Origin of the sequence: Rugamonas fusca, from assembly GCF_014042365.1 — a bacterium.
GTDB lineage: Bacteria > Pseudomonadota > Gammaproteobacteria > Burkholderiales > Burkholderiaceae_D > Rugamonas > Rugamonas fusca.
Genome location: NZ_JACEZS010000001.1, coordinates 284,372 through 305,551, shown reverse-complemented (window position 1 = coordinate 305,551; position 21,180 = coordinate 284,372). Strand labels below are relative to the sequence as shown.

Genomic DNA, 21,180 nt, shown 5'->3' with positions numbered 1-21,180 from the left:
GGTCAATCGTGAGACTATTATGAACACTATTATTGGTGAATCGATTCGCGGCAAGAACGTCTTGGAATTGCGATACCGAGGCTATTCCAGATTTGTCGAGCCCCATGCATATGGACGCGATAAGGGAGGCGATGAGATACTTCGCTGTTTTCAAACCTCAGGTGGCAGCGCGAGTGGTGAATCCATCGGCTGGAAACTTCTCAAAGTGCGCGATGTTTTTTCGCTGCATCGCACTAAGGAAGAGTTAACACAACGACCTGATTATCGCCGCAACGATAGGGCGATGGTTTATGTATTTTTTCAACTATAGCCAGAGCTAAACCCAGCGATTGACAAGACCTATGCGAATATCATTAATATACGGCTGCATACTTTTGGGGCGACTTCGGCCTCGAGTGAGGATTATTTAATTACAGATGAGCAAGCTTCTATCTTAAACACCGTCGGTCAAGTTCGGCCAGAGTCGGACGGTGGAAGGCTTGTGTGCCACGAGGTCTTGGGGAATAAGTGGAGAGGTAAATAAATAGCGGCGCCAACACGAGGACGGACACTGCTGGACTTGCTGGTATTGGTGACTCACCATACCGCCGCAATAGCTAGTGTAGATTAAATTCGTAAAGCGGTGGTTGGTGAATGTCGTACATCGGCCGCGGACGCTCCTTTGAAATGTTTCAATGAAAATTAGGAGATAAAATGCGTCATCTGATTACCGCTGGATTTGTCGCTGCGGCACTGGTTGCTTACTACCAGGGATTCGAATATGGATCCGGCATCGTCTTTCTTGCTGGCGTGGCATTTGAACTGGTGTTGTTCAAGCGAATTCGTGACAGTTCAGTGAATTGAAACGCTTCCACTTCCGGCCAATAGCGGACTTCCGCTCAGTAAAAAGCAGATGAGTTGGTGGTCGCAGCTCAGATATCCGTTTTTTTTCGATGAGACCTTCTTCTTAACGGGAGCATTATGGGGAATTTGGCTTTGATTGTTGGGAACGGATTGTCAATTGACCTTCGTTACGAAAAAAAGTATTTTTGGAAATTTAATCCAAGTAAACCGCTGTCTTGGGATTTCTATATAAATCAAAAGTCAGGTAAGATTTCATGGAAAGAAGCGTTTCCGAAGTTTTTTGATTATTATCAGTCAAATAAGGAAGAAGCTGATAGGGATAATTTTTTACTATTTAGAGATATTGGCAAGCATGACGACTATCAGCTAAGAATAGAGGCTCGTCATTTTCTTGCGCTTGCATTCTCATATTACGATAATCATGTCTTTCCCTCTAGGTTTTGGAAATGGCCTAGATTTATTCAACAGTACGCGCCCAGAATTTCTGATATTATTTCATTTAACTATGACACTATTGTCGAGCGTGCACTTAGTATGGTAGTTTTAGGCTATGTTCTTCATAGTGCACATAACCATCTGCCCTCGGTTTTTAAGCCACATGGGTGTAGCCGGATGGATGGCACCAGTAAGGGAATATTGATTGAGGATGAACATGGAAATCCTCATCTAGGATATCCTTTAAAGTGTTGGCGGGAGAGTAACGACTTTGATGAATTTGACTATTTAGAATATTCCGAGACAATGGTTCCTCGTCGAGAGAGCTACTGTGTTCTTCCCCATGAAAGGAATATTTTTAAACACTTTCAGACTCAAAAACCGATCTGGAATCAGATGCACTCTAGGCTCGGGGCCGTTCAACACTGTTTAATTATTGGCCATTCATATGGGGAAGTGGATCGCCCAGAAATTGATCAAATTCTTGACCTACTGCCAGAAAATACTACTATTCACATTTGCAATCCATTTCCGCCGGTTGATTTGATTGAGAAAGTTAAGAGCACTGCTCGAGAATATTCTGTACATAAAGATGTGCCGACTTTTGAGTTGAAGTGACGATTTTCTAGAGGATCTAATGATGTTCTTGCGATTTTTAGATCCACTCCGGTCATGCGTGAATTATTAGGCTGGCGGTTATCCGAGGAACTCGGTTATTTTGGCTATACGTTCGAGGTCATTACATGACGTCCGTAGAACACTACCTATAAAACATCCGAGGCCTTGACAAACGAACTTCCGCTTTGGGGCGGTAACGGAAGTAAGTCCCAGTCACTTGTTTTTCAGGCCAAGTTTCGGCTTCCGTGTCTTAAGGTCGCAGCTGACGATCTCAGATTGCATACGCCTACCTGTTAATCAAAAACTGAAACCCTCCGGCAAGCGTTCCCCGTTACGCCTGTTTGTTCAGGCAGCCGATCTTCTACGCCAACGGTCATGCCCTGTTGATTTATTCCAAACTACCCGCCCTCATTCACATCGCAACGATCCAGGTCGAAATGGAGCGACTCCTCGGAATGTCGGTGAACATCCGGCTGCCGAACACCCCGCCGGACAAGTTCCGCAACCCGAGTTGGCACAGCCAGTGCCTGAATGACGACGACCGATTTGCGCCCGCTACATTCGCCGGAACAATTCAAAGGCAAATTGAGACACCAGCTCCCTCATCACGGCGCTCCGTAACCCAACTATACGAACTACCCGCAAGACAAGCACAAACTGCGCCGGCGGCCTGGTCCCATTGCAACAGTCCACAATGGCTGGCAGAATCCATCCATGATATTTGAAGCCACCACCCTGACCGGACTCGGCGTCGCCTTTGGCTGTGGCCTGTTGATCGGGGTCGAGCGCGAGCGCAGCAAGGGCAGCGGGCCGACCCGGGCCTTTGTCGGCGTGCGCAGCTTCGCGCTGGTGTCGTTCATGGGCGGGCTGGCGCAAAGCCTGTCGGCCAGCCTGGTGCTGGCGGCGGCCCTGTTGGTACTGGCCCTGAGCGCGATTTCGCACTGGCGCGACCGCTCCGACGATCCGGGCGTGACGACGGAACTGGCGCTGTTCCTGGCCTTCCTGCTGGGCGTGAACGCCATCGCCAACCCTGCCATCTCGGCCGGCGCGGCCGTCGTCGTGGCGTCGCTGCTCAACCTGCGCGGGCCGCTGCACCATTTCGTGCGCGTCACGCTCAAGAGCGGCGAACTGCGCGACGCCCTGATCCTGGCTGGCGCCGCCCTCATCGTCTGGCCACTGCTGCCCGACCAGGCCAACACCTGGCTGCTGGGCGCCAATCCGCGCCGCATGTGGGGCCTGGTGCTGGTCATCATGACGATGCAGGGCGCGGCCCACATCGCGCTGCGCATGGCTGGCCCGCGCATGGGACTGGCGCTGACGGGACTGGCCTCGGGCTTCGTCTCCAGCACGGCCACCATCGCCACCATGGGCCAGCGCTACCGCCACGAACCGGCGCTGCTGGGCGTGACGGCCAGCGCCGCCACGCTGTCCAATATCGCCACCTACATCCTGCTGCTGGTGGTGACGCTGACCATCGCCCCCGATCATGTGGGTCATCTGGCGCCCAGCCTGGGCAGCGCGCTGCTGGCCACCTTGCTCATTTCCGCTTGGCGGCTGCGGACGGCGTCCGACGGCGCCACGCGGCGCGGCCAGCGCATCGGCCGCGCGTTCAGCATCCGGCAGGCACTGATCTTCGCCGCCCTGCTGAGCGGCGCCACCGGCATCGTCTCCTATGCCAACGCCTACCTCGGCCCCACGGCGGCCCAGGCGGGCGCCATGCTGGCCGCGCTGGCCGACGTCCACGCGGCCGCCAGTTCCATCCTGTCGCTGGCCGCCAGCGGCACCGTGCAAGCGCCGCAACTGGTGCCGACCTTCCTGCTGGCCGTGTCGGCCAACAGTATCAGCAAGCTGCTGGCGGCGGCCAGCGGCGGCTGGCGTTTCTTCCTGGCCGTGGGGCCAGGCCTGTTGCTGATGCTGCTCGCCATGTGGCTGCCCTATCTGCTGTCGCAGCCCACGCTGCCGAGCGTGTCCCCAGCCATGGTGCGTGAGCACTGATGCCTGATTGGCCAGGCGCTCCTGCGATGGCCTTCCTCGACGCCTGTGCCACGGCGCGCTTGGCTAGCCCCTGGCCGCACGCTCGCTGACGATGCCGCGATACACCAGGAAGGTCGCGGCCAGGCTGATCAGGCCGGCGCCTGCCATCCAGTAGCCGGGGGCAGCCTTGTCGCCGCTGGCTTCGATCAGCCAGGTCGACAGCAAGGGCGTCAGGCCGCCGAACAGCGCAGTCGCCAGGCTGTAGGCCAGCGAGAATCCGGTGGTCCGTACCTGCACCGGAATGATCTCGGTCAGCGCGACGATGGTGGCGCCGTTATAGCTGGCGTACAGGAAGGACAGCCACAACTCAACCATCAGCATGTGGCCCAGACTGGGGTTGGCGACCAGCCACGCCAGCGCAGGGTACGCGGTCACGGCCATCAGCGCCGAGCAGGCCGCCATCACGGGCCAGCGTCCGATGCGGTCCGAGAGCGCGCCCATCACGGGCAGCCAGATGAAATTCGACGCGCCCACGCACAGGGTGACCAGCAGGCTGTCCTCGGTACTCAGCTTGAGCACGCTCTTGCCGAAGGTCGGCGTGTAGACCGTGATCATGTAGAACGCTACCGTCGTCAGCACCACCAGCATGGCGCCGGCGGTCACCAGCGGCCAGTTGCGGCCGATGGTGCGCATCATCTGACCGAAGCTCGGGTGCGTCTTGCGCGCCAGGAAGGCCTCGGTCTCCTGCAGCGAGCGGCGGATATAGAACACCACCGGGATGATGGAACAGCCGATGAAGAACGGGATGCGCCAGCCCCAGTCGGCGATCACGTCCTTGTGCATGGCATGGTTGAGGCCATAGCCGAGCGCGGCGGAAAAGATCACGGCCACCTGCTGGCTGGCCGACTGCCAGCTGACGTAAAAACCCTTGTTGCCTGGGGTCGCCATCTCGGACAGGTAGACCGACACGCCACCGAGTTCCACCCCGGCCGAAAAACCTTGCAGCAGACGCCCGATCAGCACCAGCAGCGGCGCCAGCAGGCCGATGCTGGCATAGCCGGGCACGAAGGCGATCAGCGCCGTCCCCGAAGCCATGATGCCGAGCGTGAGCACCAGCCCCTTGCGGCGGCCGATGCGGTCGACGTAGCTGCCCAGCAGGATGGCGCCCAGCGGGCGCATGAAGAAGCCGGCGCCAAAGGTGGCAAAAGTCATCATCAGCGCCGCGTAGTCGCTGGCGGCTGGGAAGAAGGCGGCGGCGATCTGCTGCGCATAAAAGCCGAACAGGAAGAAATCATACATTTCGATGAAGTTTCCGCTCGTGACACGGATGACGCTGCCCAGCTTGGATGGGCTGCGCAGCGCCGCCGGGGCGGCCGGGATCGCCGGCACAGCCAGTTCTGCGGCAGCGATGGAATGATTGGACATGATGGCCTCGCGGTGCGTGAAAAGGGGTTAATGCTGGGAAGCGACCGGTTCCAGCCCGGTGGCCTCGATGACGCCGGCGTTCTGCGGCGCGCCCAGGAAGCGCAGCAGCTCGCGCGCCGCCTGCGGCTGGCTGGCGCCACGCACCACCGCCCCGGCGAACTGGGTGTTGAGCTGCACTGCCGCCGGCAGCACGCCGACGATGGCGATGCCGGCCACCGGTTTCAGCTCACTGCGCTGCTGGCAGCCGAAGTCGGCCTGGCCGTGGGCGATGATCTCACCCACCGGGGTGGCGGGAATCTGCGCCGCCTTGCCTTCCATCTGCTGCTTGATACCGAGCTTGTCCAGCAGTTCGCGCTTGATGTATTCGCCGCTGGCGCTGTCCGAATACGCCACGTGCCGGGCCTGCAGGAAGGCCTGGCGCAAGCCGTCCACGGTGCGGATGTCCGGCTGGTCCGCGCCCTGGCGTACGGCGCAGGCGATCGGCGAATTGGCCAGCACCACCTTGCTGCCCGGTTCCAGACGGCCTTCGGCCATCAGCTGGTCCAGCGCATCGCCCACCATGATGACCACGTCGATGCGCTCGCCGCGCGCCAGGCGCGCCGGGATGGCGTTGCGGGTGTTCCCCATCGACGGGCCCCACTCCGACTGCAGGTGGTTGCCGCTGCTGCGCTCGTAGGCGCCGGACAGGTCCTTGTAGGCCTGCGCAAAGCCGCCCGAGCTGACCACGCGCAAGTCGGCGGCGGGTGCCGCGGCAGTGAACGCGAGCGCGGCGCAGGCCGCCAGCATTTTGTGGCGCAAAGTGATTGGTCGCATGAGAGTCTCCTGGTGTGGGTTAAAATTTTTGCATGAGGCCAAGCGTCAGGCCGGCGCCATGGCGGTCATTGGGGCGGTTGCCGGTCAGGCCGGCGGCATTGCCGCGCCAGCTCGTGTAGTCGGCTTCGGCATAGGTCGTGGTGCGCGGCCCCAGCGCCTGCTCCAGGTACACAAAGCCGCGCTCAAGGCCATCGTTGGCCAGGCCGGTGGCTTCGCGCCGCACGCTGTACCAGGCAGTGGTCAGCATCAGGCCGGGGCCGAGGGCGCGGCTCACGCCAGCCGAGTACACATGCTGATGCACCGTCTGGTTCGGGCCGGTGTCGGCCGCGTTGCGGGCGATGGTGGCCTTGAACTGCCAGGCGTCCAGGCGATAGGCGGCGCCCAGCAGCCAGGCGTCCAGCGGCAAGTCTTCCTTGCTGCGCAAGCGCATGGTCGCGCCGGACACGGCCCAGGGCCCCTCCTGGTAAGCCAGTGCCGCGCCGCGCGCGGAGGAGGCCTGGGTATCGCCAGCCACTTCGCCGGCCGACCACGACGCGCGCGCCTGCCATGGGCCGGACTTGACGCTGTACTTGAGGGTGTTGTCGAGGCGGTAGAAATTGTCGTTATAGCCGCTGGGACCGTACTGGCGCCCGAAGCCGTGGGTGCCGAAGGCGGTATTGCTCAGGCCGGCAACGTTGATGTTGGGATTGAAGCTGGCGTCGCGCTTGCCGAGCGGGTCGACCGGCGTCAGGGCGTCCGACAGCAGCGTGGGCTGGCGCCCGGCGGCGAGGGTGCCATATGGCGTTTCCAGCCCGACCCAGGCATCGCGGTCGAACAGCCGGTCGCTCTTGGCCGAGGCGCCGGTGTCAGCGTTGATGCCCCCTTCCAGGCGCACCAGCGCGGCCCAGTGCCCGCCCAGCGCCTCGCGGCCGCGGATGCCCCAGCGGCTGGTCTGGTCGATGCCGCTGCTGACCGCGCTGACATGGCCTGCCGCCGTGGGCGCGTTACTGGCGCCCAGGCCACTGCTGCCGCGCACACCGACATCCACGATGCCGTACAGGTCGATGCTGGTCTGGGCCAGGCTGGTGCCGCTCATGACGAGCAAAGCGGTGAGTACGCACGATCGGCGCATTTTGTCTCCTTGGTAGTTATTGTTGGGCTGCTTGGCGCGGCCGATGAGTTGATGGCCGAATCATCGGCCAACTGGCATAATTTAACAATTGCATATTTTGAGGAGATTAATGCACCATGCGCATCAATTACGATCTGCAAGACTTGAAGTCCTTTGTCGCCGTGGCCGAGCGCGCCAGTTTCCGCCAGGCCGCCAGCGACCTGTTCCTGTCACAGCCCGCCCTCAGCCGCCGCATCGACAAACTGGAAGAAGGCCTGGGCGTCAAGCTGTTCGAGCGCACCACGCGACGGGTGCAACTGACCAATGTGGGACGGGCGTTCCTGGTCAACGTGCGCACCGCGCTGGACGGGCTGGAAGACGCCGTACTGGGTGTGGCGGATCTGGCGGCGCACCGCACGGGCACGGTGACGCTGGCCTGCGTGCCTTCAGCCGTGTGGCACTTCCTGCCCGAGGTGCTGAAACAGTTCAGCGAGTGCTATCCGCGCATCCGCGTGCGCGTGCATGACGAGAGCGCGCAGGACGTGCTCAACCTGGTCAAGGACGGGCAAGCCGACTTCGGCATCAATTTCACCGGCGCGGAAGACGCGGAAATCGAGTTTGCAGCCATTTACGTGGAACGCTATGTGCTGGCCATGCGCCACGATCACCCGCTGGCGCGGCGTAAAAAACTCAGCTGGAAGGAGACGATCAATGAACGCTTTATCTCGGTGGCCAAGTCGAGCGGCAACCGCAGCCTGATCGACACCGCCCTGGCGGGGATCGAGAAGCATCCGCCGATATTCTGCGAAGTCAACCATGTGTCCGGTGTGCTGGCCCTGGTTGAAGCAGGCATGGGCGTGGCCGCGGTGCCGGGCCTGTCAGTCTTGCCCGGCCGCCCGGACGGCATCGTTGGCGTGCCGCTGGTGAACCCGTCGGTCGAGCGCACCCTGGGCCTGATCAGCCGGCGCCACCACAGCATGCCGCCGGCCGCGCGCACCCTGTTCGAGATGCTCGGCGCGGCGCTGCTGCCGCGCCGGCCCCGCGCCCGTTAAGCGCGCTGGCGCCAGCCCGGCCTGGCCAGCGAGGCCGTTCTTCTACTCGTGGCGCAGCGCCTCGATCGGGTCGAGCCGGGCCGCGCGCCGCGCCGGCACATAGCCGAACACGACACCGATGCCGGCCGAGAACACGAACGACAGCAGGTTGATGCCGGGGTTGAACAGGTAAGGCAATTGCATCGCCCTGGCTGCCACCACGGTGGCGCCGGCGGCCAACACCACGCCGGTCAGGCCGCCCAGCGCGGCCAGCACCATGGCCTCGATCAGAAATTGCAGCAGCACTTCGCGCTCGAGCGCGCCGATGGCCAGCCGCAACCCGATCTCGCGCGTGCGCTCCGTGACGCTGACCAGCATGATGTTCATGATGCCGATGCCCCCCACCAGCAAGCTCACGGCCGCCACCGCACCCAGCAGCGTGGTCATCACGCGCGTGGCGCCGGACATGGTGTCGGCCAGCTGGCGCGTGTCGAGGATATTGAAGTTGTCCTCCTCCGTCACGCTCAGCTTGCGCCGCTCGCGCAGCAACTGGCTCAGGCGCGCCTGCAGCGCCATGCTGTCGCTGCCCTCTTCCATCGAGATCAGCAGCGTACCCACCCGCTGGTTGCCCGTCACGCGGCGCTGCAAGGTGTGCAGCGGCACCACCACCAGGTCGTCCTGGTCGTTGCCCATCGCACCCTGCCCCTTGGACGCCAGCACCGCCACGATCACGCACGAGAACTGCTTGATGCGCAGCCGTTCACCGAGCGGGTCGCGCTGGCCGAGCAGCTCGCGCGCCACGGTGGCGCCCACGGCGCATACGGCCGAACCGGCGCGCTGCTCGCCATCGTCGAACGGCCGGCCGGCGGCCAGTGTCCAGTTGGCCGCCGTGAGCCAGTCGGCGCTGCCGCCGATCACGCTGCTGGACCAGTTGCGGCCATTGGCGATGATGGTCTGGCCGCTGCGCGACTCGGCCGCCACGGCGCGGATGCCGCCGATCTGGGCCGCGATGGCTTCCGCGTCGGCCTCCTTGAACGCGGGCGCACCCGCGCCGCCCCCGCCCGGCCCCATGCGCTGGCCGGGCCGCACCATCAGCAGGTTGCTGCCCAGGCTCGCGATCTGGTCGTGCACGGCCTGGGTCGCGCCATTGCCCAGCGTGACCATGGTGATCACGGCGCCCACGCCGATCACGATGCCCAGCATGGTGAGGAAGGAGCGCAGCAGGTTGCGCCGGATCGAACGCAGCGCCAGCAGCAAGGTATTGAGCAGCATCAGCCAGCCTCCGTCGCCGCGCCCGCTTGCTGGGGGTTGACACTGTCGTTGTCTATCCTGCCGTCGCGGAAGCGCACGATGCGGTGCGCGTACAGCGCCATGTCCGGCTCGTGCGTGACCATGACGACCGTGATGCCCTGCTCGCGGTTCAGGGCCGCCAGCAGCTCCATGATTTCGCGGCTGCGCTGGCTGTCCAGGTTACCTGTCGGTTCATCGGCCAGCAGCAAGGCCGGCGCGGTGACGATGGCGCGCGCGATGGCCACCCGTTGCTGCTGGCCGCCCGACAGTTCGGCCGGCGTGTGGCCTTCCCAGCCGGCCAGCCCGACGGCGGCCAGCGCGCGTGCCGCCAGCGCGTGGCGCGCGACGGCGCTCTCGCCGCGGTACAGCAGCGGCAATTCCACGTTCTCTTGCGCCGAGGTGCGCGCCAGCAGGTTAAAGCCCTGGAACACGAAGCCGATGGAACTGCGGCGCAGCCGCGCGCGCTGGTCGCGCGTGGTGGCGCCCACGTCCACGTCGCGGAACAGGTAGCGGCCGCTGGTGGGCGTGTCGAGCGCACCGAGGATGTTCATGGCGGTGGACTTGCCGGAGCCGCTGGGGCCCATGATGGCGACGAATTCGCCTTGCGCGATGTCGAGATTCACGTGGTCGAGCGCCATCAGCGCCGTGGCGCCGCTGCCGTAGCGCTTGCACACCTCGCGCAGCCGGATCAGGGGGGCGGCCGCCGCCACGCCGTCCGTGTCGCGCGGCGCGTTCATTGCGCGGCGGCGCGCTGGTCGGTGATGACCTGCATGCCTTCCTGGATGGCGTCGCCGCTCACTTCCGTGTTGCGGCCATCGCTGATCCCCAGTTGCACCGTGATCGCCTGCGGCGTGTCGCCGCGCAGCACCCACACCTGGCGCTGGCTTTGCCCCGTCCCGGCGCCGCCGGCCACACCTGCCTGGCGCGGCGCGCGTGCGGGCAGGCGCGGCATCAGCGACGCCACGATACCGCCCGAAGCCGCCTTGCCGCCATCGCGCGGCGAGAAGCGCAGCGCGCTGTTGGGGATCAACAGCACATGGTCGCGCTGGGCGGCGCGGATGGTGGCCGTGGCCGTCATGCCGGGGCGCAGCGTGAGGTCGGCGTTGTCCACGTCGAGATAGGCGACGTAAGTCACCACGTTGTCGGTGATGGTGGAGCCGTAGGCCACGCGCGTGATGGTGGCCGGATATGGCCGGTTGGCGTAGGCGCTGACGGTGAACAGGGCCGTCTGGCCCAGGCGCACGGCGCCCACGTCGGCCTCGTCCACGTTGACCAGCAAGCGCAGGTGGTGCAAGTCCTCGGCCAGCTGGAACAGCGTGACGGCCTGCAGCGAAGCCGCCACGGCGTTGCCGGGGTCAACGCTGCGGCTCAGCACCACGCCATCGATCGGCGCGCGGATCGAGGCCCGCGCCAGGTTGGTCATGTCGGTCGACAGGGCCGCCTGGGCGCTGTCCACGACCGCCTTCGCGTTTTGCACATTGGCGTCGGCGCGCGCCAGCGTGGCGCGGCCCGTGTCCAGCTCCGCCCGCGACGGCACCTTGCCGTCGGACAGGCGCGCAACTTCCTCGAGCCGCGCCAGCGCTGTCTTCGCCTCGGACTGGGTGGCCTCGGCCACCGCCACGGCAGCCCGGGCGGCCGCCAGCGCGGCGCGCGAACGCACGATCTGGTCGTTCAATTTGGCCGTATCCAGTTCCACCAGCACCTGGCCAGTGCGCACCTGGTCGTTGATGTCGACCAGCACCCGCGCCACGGTCCCCGACAGCTCGCTGCCGATATTGACGGCGCGCGTGGGCTGCAGCGTGCCGTTGGCCGTCACGTTCAACACCAGGTTGCCGCGCTTGACGGGGCTGGTCACGTAGACGCCCGCCTGACCGGCCGAATGGTGGGCGCGCCAGGTATAGACTCCGCCGGCGCCCGCCAACAGCAGCAGGCCGGCAAGTGTCCAGGCCAGGACATGGCGCCAGCGCTTGCCGCCCTCGGCGTCCCCGAACGGGTCGGCCACGGCCGGCGCGGCGCCTGCGGGATCGGTCGATGATGGCGTGGCCGGGGCAGCCGGGCCGGCGGCGGCAGGCGTACCGCCAGGCTCCAAGGGGGTTTCGGCAAGGTTCATGATGCGTCGTGTCCTTTGGAAGGTGATGCCGGCGCCGTGGCCCCGGTCTTGGCTGCCGCGGCCGGCGCGGGGGCGGCGGCCGGCGCGCCATCGGGCTGCCAGCCGCCGCCGAGCGCCTTGTACAGGCGCACCTGGTCGTCGCCCAGGCTGGCGCTGGTGGCGGCCACGCTGTCCTGGGCCGAATACAGCGTGCGCTGCGTTTCCAGCACGGTCTGGAAGTCCACCAGCCCGCTGGCGTAACGCTGGCGCGCCAGCAGCGCCGCGTTGTTGGCCGCCGCGGCCGCGCTACGCAAGTGTTCCAGACGGCGCCGGTCACCGGCCAGCGCGCTCAGGGCATCCTCCACATCCTGCAAGGCCGCCAGCACGGTGGCCCGGTAGGCCGCATGCGACTGCGCCAGCGCGCCCTGTTCCAGTCTGAGCTGGGCCACGCTGGCGCCGCCGTCGAAGGCATTGCCCGATACGCTGCCGAGCAAGGCGCGCAGGATGGTCGAGCCAGTGCCGCCTATGCCCAGGCCATGCAGGCCGATCGACCCTTCCAGCCGGAACGAGGGATAGCGGGCCGCATCGGCCTGCCCTACCCGCGCCATCGCGGCCCGCACCTGGAACTCCGCCGCGCGCACGTCGGGCCGCTGGCGCAAGGTGTCGGCCGGCAGGCTCAATGCCAGCTCGGCGCCGCCTTCGGGGATGGGCGCGGCCGACGCCAGCATCGCGTCGAGCGTGGCGGGCGCCTGGCCACACAGCACGGCCAGGCTGTGCGTGAGCTGGGCCACGCTGGTCTCCAGCAGCGGCAACTGGGCCTTGGCCAGCTCCGTCGCCGACAGCGCCTGCTGCTGTTCCAGCGACGTCAGCAAGCCTGCCTGCACGCGCCAGTCCGTGATCTGCATGGTCGCTTCCTGGCTGGCCACGTTGTCGCGCGCGATGGCCAGCCTGGCCTGGGCGCCGCGCAGGTCGATGTAGTTGCGCGCCACTTCGGCCGCCACCGTCACGCGCACATCGGCCAGGCTCACTTCGGTCGCCCGCACCGTGGCCTCGCCGGCCGCCAGCGCATAGCCGTTGCGGCCGAACACGTCCGGCTCCCAGCTGGCGTCAAAGCCGGCCGCGTAGCTGTTGGAGGCGTTGGCGCCATCGGTCTTGCTGCGCTGGGCCGAGGCCGACACTGACACCGTCGTGCCCAGTCCGGCCGCCGCCACGTCGCGCGTGGCGCGCGCCTGCAGCAGCGCCGCACGCGCCACGGCGACCGAGGTATTCACGTCGAGCGCCTGGCCGATCAGGCGGTCCAGCATGGGATCGTGAAAGCGCTGCCACCAGTCCACCAGGCTGGCTTGGGCCCCTGTCGCGCCCGGCATGCCGGGCGCGCCGGACCAGCCGGCCGGCGCCACGAACGGGGCCGGCGCTGGTGGCGGTGGCACCTGCCTGAAGGCCGTGCAGCCGGCCATTGCCGCCAGCGCGCACAGGACGCCCGCCGCCCGCGCCATGCGCGGCGCCTGTGGCGTGCTCGAAACAGTGTGGGTCATGGCGACTCCTCGTTCTGCAGGCGTTCCAGTTCCTCCCGCAATTTGGCCAGTTCCGCCCGGTAGGTGGCGGCATTGCCGAAGTCTACAAAGCCATGATAATAGTCGTGTGCGTGCAGCACCCGGCGCGCGTGCTTGATGGGGCACCAGTACTGTTCCGTGCGCCCTATCACTTCGCGGCAGTAGCCGATCAGGCCGGTGGCATAGGCGCAGTAACGGCAGTTGAAACGCTCCAGCGCGTTCAGGTACGCCAGGTGCGCGCGGTCGTACACGAAATAGTCACGGCGCCGCACCCTGGGAATCCGGTACAAGGGAAAGCATACCAGCTGGTACAGGGAGACGAACAAGTCCAGCAACGCCAGCGGCACGAACACGGCATAGATGAACGGGGCCGACAGCATGTGCCGCCACTCCGCGTGCAGCACATAGGTCAGCAATCCGGTCTTGAAGCGGCGCTGCTGCTCCACCACCTCGCGCGCGAACATCACGCGCCGCTTCGAGAAATCGGCATGCAATTCCTGGCGCCGGCGCTGCACCTCCAGCTCCAGTTCCTCCTCGATCTGGCGGATGCGCTCGAGCAGCTCCTCTATGCGCGGATTCATGGCACGAGCACGGCCGCGCCGTCGAAGGCGCCGGCGCGCAAGGCCGCCAGCGCCGTATTGGCTTCGCGCAGGGGGAACACGGTGGTGCTGGCGTTCAGCTGGTATTGCTGGGCCAGCGCGAAGAATTGTTGGCCGTCGGCGCGGGTCAGGTTGGCCACGGAACGGAGGGTGCGCTCACCCCACAGCAGGCTGTAGGGGAAGGACGGGATATCGCTCATGTGGATGCCGGCGCACACCACGGTGCCACCGCGGCGCACGGCGCGCAGCGCCAGCGGCACCAGCGCGCCATCGGGGGCGAACAGCAGCGCCGCGTCGAGTTCCGCGGGCGGCGGCTGGTCCGAGGGGCCGGCCCACACGGCGCCCAGCGCGCGCGCGAAGCCCTGGCTGCGTTCATCGCCGGGCCGGGTGAAGGCATACACCTGGCGGCCCTGCTGGCTGGCCAACTGCGCCAGCAAGTGGGCGGCGGCGCCAAAACCGTACAGGCCGATGCGCTGGGCGTCGCCGGCCAGCGCGTAGGCCCGGTAGCCGATCAGGCCGGCGCACAGCAGCGGCGCCACTGCCACGTCGTCGTAGCGGCTGGGCAGGCGAAAGATGTAGCGGGCGTCGGCCACCATGTACTGGGCGTAGCCGCCATCGAGGTCGTAACCGGTGAAGCGGGCCTCGCCGCACAGGTTTTCCGTGTGGTGGGCGCAATACGGGCAGCTGCCGCAGCTGGCGCCCAGCCACGCCACGCCCACCCGTTCGCCCAGCGCATAGTCATGCACTTCCCGGCCACGGGCTACCACACGGCCGACCACTTCGTGGCCGGGGATCAGGGGACGGTGGTGCGGCGGCAGTTCGCCGTCGACGATGTGCAGGTCGGTGCGGCACACGCCGCACGCGCTCACCCTCACCAGCACTTGCCACGGGCCGGGCTGGGGGACGGGCACCTGAGCCGCCCGCAGCGCCGTGCCGGGCTGGTCCAGCAACATGGCCAGCATGGTCGCTGGCGCTGTCTCCAGCCCGTTCATGGCATCAGCGGAACACAAGTACCGGCACCGTCGCGTGGGTGAGCACTTTTTGCGTCTCGCTGCCCAGCAGCAGGCCTTTCACGCCGCGCCGGCCGTGGGACGACATGCAGATCACGTCGCAGCCGGCATCCGTGGCGGCCTTGCAGATGGCTTCGTAAGGCTGTTCGTCCGTGACCAGCTTGGTCTCGCAGGGCACGCCCAGCTCCTTGGCGGCATTCTCGATCTCGTCCAGGAACACCCGCGCATGGGCGGCGCTGTCACGCGCATACTGCTCACGGGTGTCGGCCAGCATTTCGGGCTGGTAGGTGAAGATATGGTAATCGGCGACGACGTGGATGCCGGTGACCTTCGCGCCCGACTCCTTGGCGAATGCCATCGTCTTCTTGATCATGGCGGAGGCGATGGAGGAACCGTCGGTGGGCAACAGGATGTGCTTGAACATGATGTGGTCTCGGTAAGGGTAACTTCGGTAACTTCGGTAACTGCGGTCATGGCGCCAGGCGCCATGTGTCAACGCTCAGCGATCAAAAGACGCTGGCCGGTGCCGCCCCGTGCCAGGCCACGCGCATGGCGCGCGGCGGACGGGACGCGGCGGCGGCGGCGGCGGCGTCAGTTGACGACGATCTTCTTGGCGCTGCCGTTGGCACGCTTGGGCAGCGTCAGTTCCAGCACGCCATCCTGGTATTTGGCGACCACCTGGCTGTCGTCGATGTCGTGCTCGAGCGAGAAGCTGCGGTATTGCTGGCCATAGTAGCGCTCGCTGCGCACCACGGTTTCACCCTTCTTCTCCTCGGTTTCGCGCTTGGTTTCGGCCGAAATCGAGACGCGGTTGCCGTCGACATCGACCTTGATGTCTTCCTTCTTCAGCCCCGGCATTTCCGCCTTGACGCTGTAAGCCTGGTCGCTTTCCGTCACGTCCAGCTTGATCAACGCATCGCTCTGCAGGTCGCGCATCGCGCGCTTGACACCGAAGTCGCGGAAGAAGTCCTCCACGCTGCGCAGCGGTTCCATACGAGCCAAGTCGCCAAACGGGTCGAAGTGTCGCAGTTGGTTAGCCATTTTCAACTCCCATGCAATGTATGCCGGATCGAAGTGCCGGGACGCGCCGGCAACCGCATCCCTGTTACCCCACTGTAATTGGCCGCGCTGGCCATGTCAGCCGGGGCTTGTGACCTACATCAAGAAGTTAAACAATACGATAACACTGCGCCTATTCAGGCGGCGCACAGGGTCATGCGGGACTTGCCGCGCATGGCTTCCTCGGCGCGGGCCGCCTTTTGCTCGGCCACTTCCAGCGCCGCGCCCGTCGACAACGCCTCCAGCGCGGCGCGGTCGAGGATGGTCAGGTCGCGGTTGTCGATGCTGATCCAGCCCTGCTTGCGAAAACGCGACAGCAACCGGCTCACGCTCTCGATCGTCAGGCTCAGGTAGTCACCCATGTCCTCGCGCGACATGCGCAGCTGGAAGCTGGACGGCGAATAGCCGCGCGCCTGGTAGCGTGCCGACAAATTGAGCAAGAACACGGCAAAGCGCTGCTCGGCCCGCATATTGCCCAACAGCAGCATCACATTCTGTTCGCGCGTGATCTCCTGACTCATGATGCGGTGGAAGTGCTGCAGCAGCTGGGGCATTTCGCCAAACAGTTCCTGCAGGCGGGCGAACGGGATTTCGCACACTTCCGCGTCCTCGAGCGCGACGGCGCTGCAGGCATGGCGGCCGGCGCCGATGGCATCCATGCCCAGCAGGTCGCCGGCCATCTGGAAGCCCGTGATCTGCTGCTCGCCGCGCAAATTGACCTGGGCCGTCTTGAAGTGGCCGAAGCGCACCGCGTACAGGCTGTTGAACGGCTGGTCCATGCGGTACAGGTGTTCGTCGCGCGCGATGCGGCGGCGGCGGCCGATGATCTTGTCCAGGCGCGAGACGGCGTTGTCATCCAGGCCGACAGGCAGACACAGCTTCTTGAAACTGCAGACGGCGCATTTGTTCTGGCTGGGGGCCGTTTGCGCGCTCGAAGGGGCGATCGAGAAGATGGTGGATGTCATGGCAAAGCTCCCTGTTCGTATGTCGCCCGTCCTTGGTCGCTGGACGGGTCGTGATTTGTGCATACGACAAGTATCAACGACAGGCGGCTTTTCCGTTATCGGGCAAGGCCACCGTGTCGTGTAGGGGATTTGCGGATGAAATCGTGTAGGGGATCCGTGACAAGAGGCCGCAAGCGGCACTGGGCCTCAAATGATGCCGTTTTCCAGTGCGTAGCGGGTCAGCTCGGCGTTGCTGGCGCAGCCCATCTTGTCGAGGATGCGGGTGCGGTAGGTGGTGACCGTGTTGGGGCTCAGGTGCAGTATTTCACCGATGCGCACCAGCGATTCGCCGGCCGCGATCAGCTTGAACACTTCCAGTTCGCGGTTCGACAGCGCTTCGTGGTTGGCCATACCGCCCCCGCCGCCGATCAATGTCGCCAGCTTTTCCAGCAGGGCCGGGCTGACGTGCTTGCCGCCGGCGGCCGCCTTGCGCACGGCCGTCACCAGCACCGTGGTGGGCGCGTCCTTGGTCAGGTAGCCCGAGGCGCCCAGCTTCAGGGCGCGCACGGCGTAGATCTCCTCCGAATACGTGCTCAGCATCAATACCGCCAGCCGGGGCCGGTCGGCCCGCAACTGCTTGAGCAAGTCCAGTCCGTTCTTGCCGGGCATCGTGATGTCGCACAAGGCCACGTCGAATTCCTGCTGCTGCACCAGTTGCAGCGCTTCCTGCGCGTTGCTGGCCTCGCCCGTGACTTCGATGTCGTCGGCCGTGCCCAGCATCAGGCGTACGCCGTTGCGGGCGATCGCGTGATCGTCCACCAGCAACACCCGGATTTGCTTACTGCTCATTGCTGCCCTCCAACGGCAAGCGCAGCAGCAGCGTGGTGCCCTGCCCCGGCTTGCCGGTAATTTTCAATTCTCCGGCAAAATGCCGGCTGCGCTCATGCATGCCCAGGATGCCCCAGGACTCGCGGTTGAGCAGGCGCTCCGTGTCGATGCCCTTGCCGTCGTCGATGATGCTGAGCTGAAGGATATCATCCTGCAAGTCGACGTCCAGTTGCACCGTGCTCGCTTCGGCGTGGCGCACCACGTTGGTCAACGCTTCCTGCACGATGCGAAACAGCATGGTGCTGCGTTCCGGACCCAGCTCCAGCGCGGCGGCGGCCGGCGTCACGTGGCTGATGCAGTGCAGGCCGGAGCGCTGTTCGATCTGGCCCGCGTACCATTCGAGCGCGGCCCACACGCCCAGCTGGTCCAGCACGCTGGGGCGCAAGTCCGTGATCACGCGGCGCACGGTCTGGATCGCGTCCTGGGCCAGCGCGGACGCGTCGGCCAGCAGCGGTTCGGCCGGGCTGCCGGCCGCCGCCGCGCGCTCCATGGCGACGGAAATATAGGCCTTGATGCCCGTCAGCAAGCCACCGAGCTCGTCGTGGATTTCCTGGGCGATGCGCTTGCGCTCGTGTTCCTTGATGTTTTCCTGGTGCGCGGCCAGCCGGCGCAGTTCGTCCTGCGACTGCTGCAAGGCTTGCTCGGCCAGCTTGTTCTGGGTGATGTCGACCAGGATGCCCTGCATGAACAGGGGTTCGCCGGCCTCGTCGCGCACCACTTCGGCCTGGTCGCGGAACCACAATGCGTCGCCATTGCGGGCCATGAGCCGGTATTCGAGCCGCATGGCGGCGCCGGCCATGCGGCTTTCCTCGATGGCCGCCTGCACCCAGCCGCGCTCGGCCGGATGCATGCGCGACGCATGCAGCTTGGGATCGGACAGCCACTCGGCCGGGGTGAAGCCCAGCGTCTGGATCTGGGGGCTGATGTAGAGCAGCGTCTGGGGTGCGTCCAGCGCCGCGATGTAGGTGATGGCCTGGATCTGCTCGACCAGGGTGCGGAACTTGGCTTCGACCTGGCGCTTGTCCACCAGCAGGCGCTGCTCGCGCAGCATGCGGTGGATGGCCGTGGGCAGCATGTCCAGGTAGCGCCCGTCCACGTCCTTGACCAGGTAGTCGCGCGCCCCGCGGCGCATCGCTTCGGCCGCCACGGTGGCGCTGTCGGCGCCGGTCAGCATCATGACGGGGATGGCGGCGCCGCCCCCGTCCACGCTCAGGCGGGCCAGGAATTCCAGGCCCGTCACGTCGGGCAGGTGGTAATCGAGCAGGATGCAGTCGGGCGCCGCGCTGCGCGCCTGCAGCAAGCCTTGCTGGCCACTGTCGGCCTCGATCAGCTCGAAATTGCTGTCGGGGTCGGCCGCGAACGCACGCCGGCATGCCATGCGGTCGACCAAGTCATCCTCGACGATCAACACCTTTACCCGTGGTCGGTTCATGGCTGCCCCGCGCCGTCAAGGCATTTCACTGATGGTCCAGTACAGGTCGATCGAGCGCATCATTTCCACGAAGCGCCGGTAATCGACGGGCTTGGCCATGTAGCCGGCCACGCCCAGGTCGAAGCTGTGCACCTTGTCCTGCTGTTCCTCGGAGGTGGTCAGCACGATCACGGGAATACGCTTGAGGTCGGCGTCGTGCTTGATCATCTGCAGGAACTCGATGCCGTTCATGATGGGCATGTTCAAGTCCAGCAGGATGATGCAGGGCCGCTCCTTGCCTGGATCGCGCAGGTAGTCGAGCGCCGCCTCGCCGTTTTCCATGCTGACGACGGGGTTGACGACATGAATTTCCTTGAGGGCACGCAGGATCGTCATCACGTCCACGTGGTCGTCTTCCACCAGCAAGATCGGCTTGTTGTTAATTTTCATTTAGGTACGGCTCCTGTTGTCAAATGCGTTGCGCTGGCCCGTCTTGGGCAGCGTGAACCAGAATGTCGTGCCGGCGCCCACGGTCGATTCCAGGCCGACCTGGCCGTGGTACATCTCGACGATCTTCTTGACCAGCGCCAGGCCCACGCCCGTGCTCTCGACGCGGTCGCGCGAGGCCAGCGTCTGGAACAGCTGGAAGATGCGTTCGAAATGGCGTTCCTCGATGCCAGGACCGTTGTCGCGCACGTGGAAGCGCCAGTAGCGCCCGGCGTCGCTCACGCCAACCTCCACCTCGCCCTGCTCCTTGTTCATGTAATTGATGGCGTTCGAGATCAGGTTGTGGAACACCTGCTGGATACGGGTCGGCTCCGTCACGATGGTGGGCAGGTCCGGCGCGACCGTGACCCGGATGTGGGGCGGCGGCGCCAGCAAGTCCACCACGTCGGCCAGCAAGCGGTTCAAATCGACCGGCAGCAGCGCTTCCTTGACCCGGCCCACGCGCGAATACTGCAAGATGCCGTCGATCAGGCTGCTCATGCGATGCACGCGGTTGATCAGCAGGCGCATGTGCTCGCGGCCCTCGTCGTTGAACTGCTCGGCGTAATCCGTGGCCAGCCAGTCGGCCAGCGAGCCGATGCCGCGCAGCGGCGCCTTCAAATCGTGCGACACGACGTAGGCGAAGTTGGTCAGCTCCTCGTTGGCGCTGCTCAGTTCCTGCAGCAGCAGGCGGTTCTTTTCCTCGTTGAGCTTGCGATCGCTGATGTCGCGCACCATGCCGGTGAACATGCGGCGCTCGCCCAGGCGCATCTCGGCCACGGCCAGGTCCATGGGGAACAGCGAGCCATCCTTGCGCATGCCCTCCACCTCGCGGCCCTTGCCGATGATTTTCTTCTCGCCCGTGCCCAGGTAGTTGGCCAGGTAATGGTCGTGCTGGCTGCGGTGCGGCTCGGGCATCAGGATGGACACGTTCTGGCCCGCCACCTCCGCCTCCGTGTAGCCGAACAGGCGCTCGGCGGCCGGATTCAGGCGCTCGAGGCGGCCGCGCTCGTCGATGGTGATGATGGCGTCCACGGCCGTCTCGAAGATGGCGCGCATGCGCGCCTCGCTTTCCTGCAAGGCCATCTCGGCCGCGCGGCGGCTGCTGATGTCGTGGATGGTGGCCAGCACCAACGGCAAGTCCTGGGCCGTGCGCAGCGGCGACAGGCTCACTTCGACGGGAAACTCCTGGCCATCGGCATGCAGGCCCAGCAATTCCGAGCCGGCGCCCATCGCGCGCGGGCGCGGCGCGCTGAAAAAATCGGCCCGCAAGGCGCCGTGGTGGGCCCGATAACGCTGGGGCACCAGCATTTCCAGCGACTGCCCCAGCAAGCTGTCCTGGGTATGCCCGAACAGGCGTTCGAGCGCCGGATTGGCCAGCACGATGCGGCCCTCACGGTCCACGATCAACATGGGGTCGGTGGCCGCCACGAGCAGCCATTCCAGACTCTGTCCTTCTATGACGAGGTTTTTCAACGACTTGTTCCTGGTGGATGCCGGCGCCGGCCGGCCAACTGTGAACCCGCCCACGCGCAAACTATAACAACTTGCAACAATACCATGAGCGCCGCCTTCTCTGCCACCAGAAGTTAAACCCTGCCAGCCACTTGTGCGCAGCGCTC

General features: G+C 65.0%; 21 protein-coding genes. 5 read left to right on the top strand and 16 right to left on the bottom strand.

Features of this window, described 5'->3' with window-relative positions:
- Positions 1 to 19: 19 nt before the first annotated feature.
- From H3H36_RS01275 to H3H36_RS01260, 4 genes are all read left to right on the top strand, one after another.
- On the top strand, positions 20 to 310 hold the full coding sequence (locus tag H3H36_RS01275) for a hypothetical protein (RefSeq protein WP_182213162.1): 291 nt from the start codon (positions 20 to 22) through the stop codon (positions 308 to 310).
- Positions 311 to 693: 383 nt separating this feature from the next.
- Positions 694 to 843, top strand: a complete 150-nt coding sequence (locus tag H3H36_RS01270) for a hypothetical protein (RefSeq protein WP_182213161.1) — start codon at positions 694 to 696, stop codon at positions 841 to 843.
- 117 nt (positions 844 to 960) lie between these two features.
- Positions 961 to 1,896 (top strand): hypothetical protein, encoded by a 936-nt coding sequence (locus H3H36_RS01265; RefSeq protein ID WP_182213160.1) that lies wholly within the window; start codon positions 961 to 963, stop codon positions 1,894 to 1,896.
- A 714-nt stretch (positions 1,897 to 2,610) separates the two neighbouring features.
- Positions 2,611 to 3,891 (top strand): MgtC/SapB family protein, encoded by a 1,281-nt coding sequence (locus H3H36_RS01260; RefSeq protein WP_182213159.1) that lies wholly within the window; start codon positions 2,611 to 2,613, stop codon positions 3,889 to 3,891.
- Between the two features lie 63 nt (positions 3,892 to 3,954).
- Here H3H36_RS01260 and H3H36_RS01255 read toward each other — a convergent pair whose 3' ends face one another.
- The 3 genes from H3H36_RS01255 to H3H36_RS01245 are packed head-to-tail and all read right to left on the bottom strand — an operon-like array spanning position 3,955 to position 7,219.
- Complete coding sequence (locus tag H3H36_RS01255) at positions 3,955 to 5,295, bottom strand: MFS transporter (protein WP_182213158.1); 1,341 nt, start codon at positions 5,293 to 5,295, stop codon at positions 3,955 to 3,957.
- Positions 5,296 to 5,322: 27 nt separating this feature from the next.
- Complete coding sequence (locus H3H36_RS01250) at positions 5,323 to 6,108, bottom strand: substrate-binding domain-containing protein (RefSeq protein WP_182213157.1); 786 nt, start codon at positions 6,106 to 6,108, stop codon at positions 5,323 to 5,325.
- Between the two features lie 19 nt (positions 6,109 to 6,127).
- On the bottom strand, positions 6,128 to 7,219 hold the full coding sequence (locus H3H36_RS01245; protein WP_182213156.1) for a porin: 1,092 nt from the start codon (positions 7,217 to 7,219) through the stop codon (positions 6,128 to 6,130).
- Positions 7,220 to 7,335: 116 nt separating this feature from the next.
- Between H3H36_RS01245 and H3H36_RS01240 the strand changes: the two genes are divergently transcribed.
- Positions 7,336 to 8,250, top strand: a complete 915-nt coding sequence (locus H3H36_RS01240; protein ID WP_182213155.1) for a LysR family transcriptional regulator — start codon at positions 7,336 to 7,338, stop codon at positions 8,248 to 8,250.
- Positions 8,251 to 8,292: 42 nt separating this feature from the next.
- Here H3H36_RS01240 and H3H36_RS01235 read toward each other — a convergent pair whose 3' ends face one another.
- From H3H36_RS01235 to H3H36_RS01175, 13 genes are all read right to left on the bottom strand, one after another.
- Positions 8,293 to 9,501 carry an ABC transporter permease gene (locus H3H36_RS01235; protein WP_182213154.1) on the bottom strand — a complete coding sequence of 403 codons (1,209 nt, stop codon included), beginning with the start codon at positions 9,499 to 9,501 and terminating at the stop codon, positions 8,293 to 8,295.
- On the bottom strand, positions 9,501 to 10,256 hold the full coding sequence (locus H3H36_RS01230; RefSeq protein WP_182213153.1) for an ABC transporter ATP-binding protein: 756 nt from the start codon (positions 10,254 to 10,256) through the stop codon (positions 9,501 to 9,503). The genes H3H36_RS01235 and H3H36_RS01230 overlap by 1 nt, the downstream gene beginning before the upstream one ends.
- Positions 10,253 to 11,629 carry an efflux RND transporter periplasmic adaptor subunit gene (locus H3H36_RS01225; RefSeq protein ID WP_182213152.1) on the bottom strand — a complete coding sequence of 459 codons (1,377 nt, stop codon included), beginning with the start codon at positions 11,627 to 11,629 and terminating at the stop codon, positions 10,253 to 10,255. Before H3H36_RS01225 ends, H3H36_RS01230 begins: the two co-directional genes overlap by 4 nt.
- Positions 11,626 to 13,143, bottom strand: a complete 1,518-nt coding sequence (locus tag H3H36_RS01220) for an efflux transporter outer membrane subunit (RefSeq protein ID WP_182213151.1) — start codon at positions 13,141 to 13,143, stop codon at positions 11,626 to 11,628. The genes H3H36_RS01225 and H3H36_RS01220 overlap by 4 nt, the downstream gene beginning before the upstream one ends.
- A complete protein-coding gene (locus tag H3H36_RS01215) occupies positions 13,140 to 13,742 on the bottom strand; it encodes a hypothetical protein (protein ID WP_182213150.1) in 603 nt (200 codons plus the stop codon). Before H3H36_RS01215 ends, H3H36_RS01220 begins: the two co-directional genes overlap by 4 nt.
- Positions 13,739 to 14,722: a zinc-dependent alcohol dehydrogenase family protein gene (locus tag H3H36_RS01210; RefSeq protein WP_182213942.1), complete on the bottom strand. Its 984-nt coding sequence runs from the start codon at positions 14,720 to 14,722 to the stop codon at positions 13,739 to 13,741. Before H3H36_RS01210 ends, H3H36_RS01215 begins: the two co-directional genes overlap by 4 nt.
- A gap of 34 nt (positions 14,723 to 14,756) precedes the next feature.
- On the bottom strand, positions 14,757 to 15,194 hold the full coding sequence (locus tag H3H36_RS01205) for a universal stress protein (RefSeq protein ID WP_182213149.1): 438 nt from the start codon (positions 15,192 to 15,194) through the stop codon (positions 14,757 to 14,759).
- Positions 15,195 to 15,361: 167 nt separating this feature from the next.
- Positions 15,362 to 15,811: an Hsp20/alpha crystallin family protein gene (locus H3H36_RS01200; RefSeq protein ID WP_182213148.1), complete on the bottom strand. Its 450-nt coding sequence runs from the start codon at positions 15,809 to 15,811 to the stop codon at positions 15,362 to 15,364.
- Positions 15,812 to 15,966: 155 nt separating this feature from the next.
- The gene (fnr, locus tag H3H36_RS01195; RefSeq protein ID WP_182213147.1) at positions 15,967 to 16,794 is read right to left on the bottom strand and encodes a fumarate/nitrate reduction transcriptional regulator Fnr; all 828 of its coding nucleotides are present in this window, start codon (positions 16,792 to 16,794) and stop codon (positions 15,967 to 15,969) included.
- Positions 16,795 to 16,980: 186 nt separating this feature from the next.
- Entirely contained in the window at positions 16,981 to 17,622 is a 642-nt protein-coding gene (locus H3H36_RS01190; protein WP_182213146.1) for a response regulator transcription factor, read from the bottom strand.
- Positions 17,612 to 19,093 carry a hybrid sensor histidine kinase/response regulator gene (locus tag H3H36_RS01185; protein WP_182213145.1) on the bottom strand — a complete coding sequence of 494 codons (1,482 nt, stop codon included), beginning with the start codon at positions 19,091 to 19,093 and terminating at the stop codon, positions 17,612 to 17,614. Before H3H36_RS01185 ends, H3H36_RS01190 begins: the two co-directional genes overlap by 11 nt.
- A gap of 15 nt (positions 19,094 to 19,108) precedes the next feature.
- Positions 19,109 to 19,522 (bottom strand): response regulator, encoded by a 414-nt coding sequence (locus H3H36_RS01180; RefSeq protein WP_182213144.1) that lies wholly within the window; start codon positions 19,520 to 19,522, stop codon positions 19,109 to 19,111.
- On the bottom strand, positions 19,523 to 21,034 hold the full coding sequence (locus tag H3H36_RS01175; RefSeq protein WP_182213143.1) for a sensor histidine kinase: 1,512 nt from the start codon (positions 21,032 to 21,034) through the stop codon (positions 19,523 to 19,525).
- Between the last annotated feature and the right edge of the window lie 146 nt (positions 21,035 to 21,180).

Excerpts from the sequence above, each read along its gene's own strand:
- H3H36_RS01270 (WP_182213161.1), top strand. The coding sequence starts at position 694 with ATGCGTCATCTGATTACCGCTGGATTTGTCGCTGCGGCACTGGTTGCT.
- H3H36_RS01225 (WP_182213152.1), bottom strand. The coding sequence starts at position 11,629 with ATGAACCTTGCCGAAACCCCCTTGGAGCCTGGCGGTACGCCTGCCGCC.
- H3H36_RS01230 (WP_182213153.1), bottom strand. The coding sequence starts at position 10,256 with ATGAACGCGCCGCGCGACACGGACGGCGTGGCGGCGGCCGCCCCCCTG.
- fnr (WP_182213147.1), bottom strand. The coding sequence starts at position 16,794 with ATGACATCCACCATCTTCTCGATCGCCCCTTCGAGCGCGCAAACGGCC.
- H3H36_RS01275 (WP_182213162.1), top strand. The coding sequence starts at position 20 with ATGAACACTATTATTGGTGAATCGATTCGCGGCAAGAACGTCTTGGAA.
- H3H36_RS01185 (WP_182213145.1), bottom strand. The coding sequence starts at position 19,093 with ATGAACCGACCACGGGTAAAGGTGTTGATCGTCGAGGATGACTTGGTC.
- H3H36_RS01235 (WP_182213154.1), bottom strand. The coding sequence starts at position 9,501 with ATGCTGCTCAATACCTTGCTGCTGGCGCTGCGTTCGATCCGGCGCAAC.
- H3H36_RS01250 (WP_182213157.1), bottom strand. The coding sequence starts at position 6,108 with ATGCGACCAATCACTTTGCGCCACAAAATGCTGGCGGCCTGCGCCGCG.
- H3H36_RS01220 (WP_182213151.1), bottom strand. The coding sequence starts at position 13,143 with ATGACCCACACTGTTTCGAGCACGCCACAGGCGCCGCGCATGGCGCGG.
- H3H36_RS01245 (WP_182213156.1), bottom strand. The coding sequence starts at position 7,219 with ATGCGCCGATCGTGCGTACTCACCGCTTTGCTCGTCATGAGCGGCACC.
- H3H36_RS01265 (WP_182213160.1), top strand. The coding sequence starts at position 961 with ATGGGGAATTTGGCTTTGATTGTTGGGAACGGATTGTCAATTGACCTT.
- H3H36_RS01240 (WP_182213155.1), top strand. The coding sequence starts at position 7,336 with ATGCGCATCAATTACGATCTGCAAGACTTGAAGTCCTTTGTCGCCGTG.
- H3H36_RS01260 (WP_182213159.1), top strand. The coding sequence starts at position 2,611 with ATGATATTTGAAGCCACCACCCTGACCGGACTCGGCGTCGCCTTTGGC.
- H3H36_RS01215 (WP_182213150.1), bottom strand. The coding sequence starts at position 13,742 with ATGAATCCGCGCATAGAGGAGCTGCTCGAGCGCATCCGCCAGATCGAG.
- H3H36_RS01255 (WP_182213158.1), bottom strand. The coding sequence starts at position 5,295 with ATGTCCAATCATTCCATCGCTGCCGCAGAACTGGCTGTGCCGGCGATC.
- H3H36_RS01190 (WP_182213146.1), bottom strand. The coding sequence starts at position 17,622 with ATGAGCAGTAAGCAAATCCGGGTGTTGCTGGTGGACGATCACGCGATC.
- H3H36_RS01200 (WP_182213148.1), bottom strand. The coding sequence starts at position 15,811 with ATGGCTAACCAACTGCGACACTTCGACCCGTTTGGCGACTTGGCTCGT.
- H3H36_RS01210 (WP_182213942.1), bottom strand. The coding sequence starts at position 14,722 with ATGCTGGCCATGTTGCTGGACCAGCCCGGCACGGCGCTGCGGGCGGCT.
- H3H36_RS01180 (WP_182213144.1), bottom strand. The coding sequence starts at position 19,522 with ATGAAAATTAACAACAAGCCGATCTTGCTGGTGGAAGACGACCACGTG.
- H3H36_RS01205 (WP_182213149.1), bottom strand. The coding sequence starts at position 15,194 with ATGTTCAAGCACATCCTGTTGCCCACCGACGGTTCCTCCATCGCCTCC.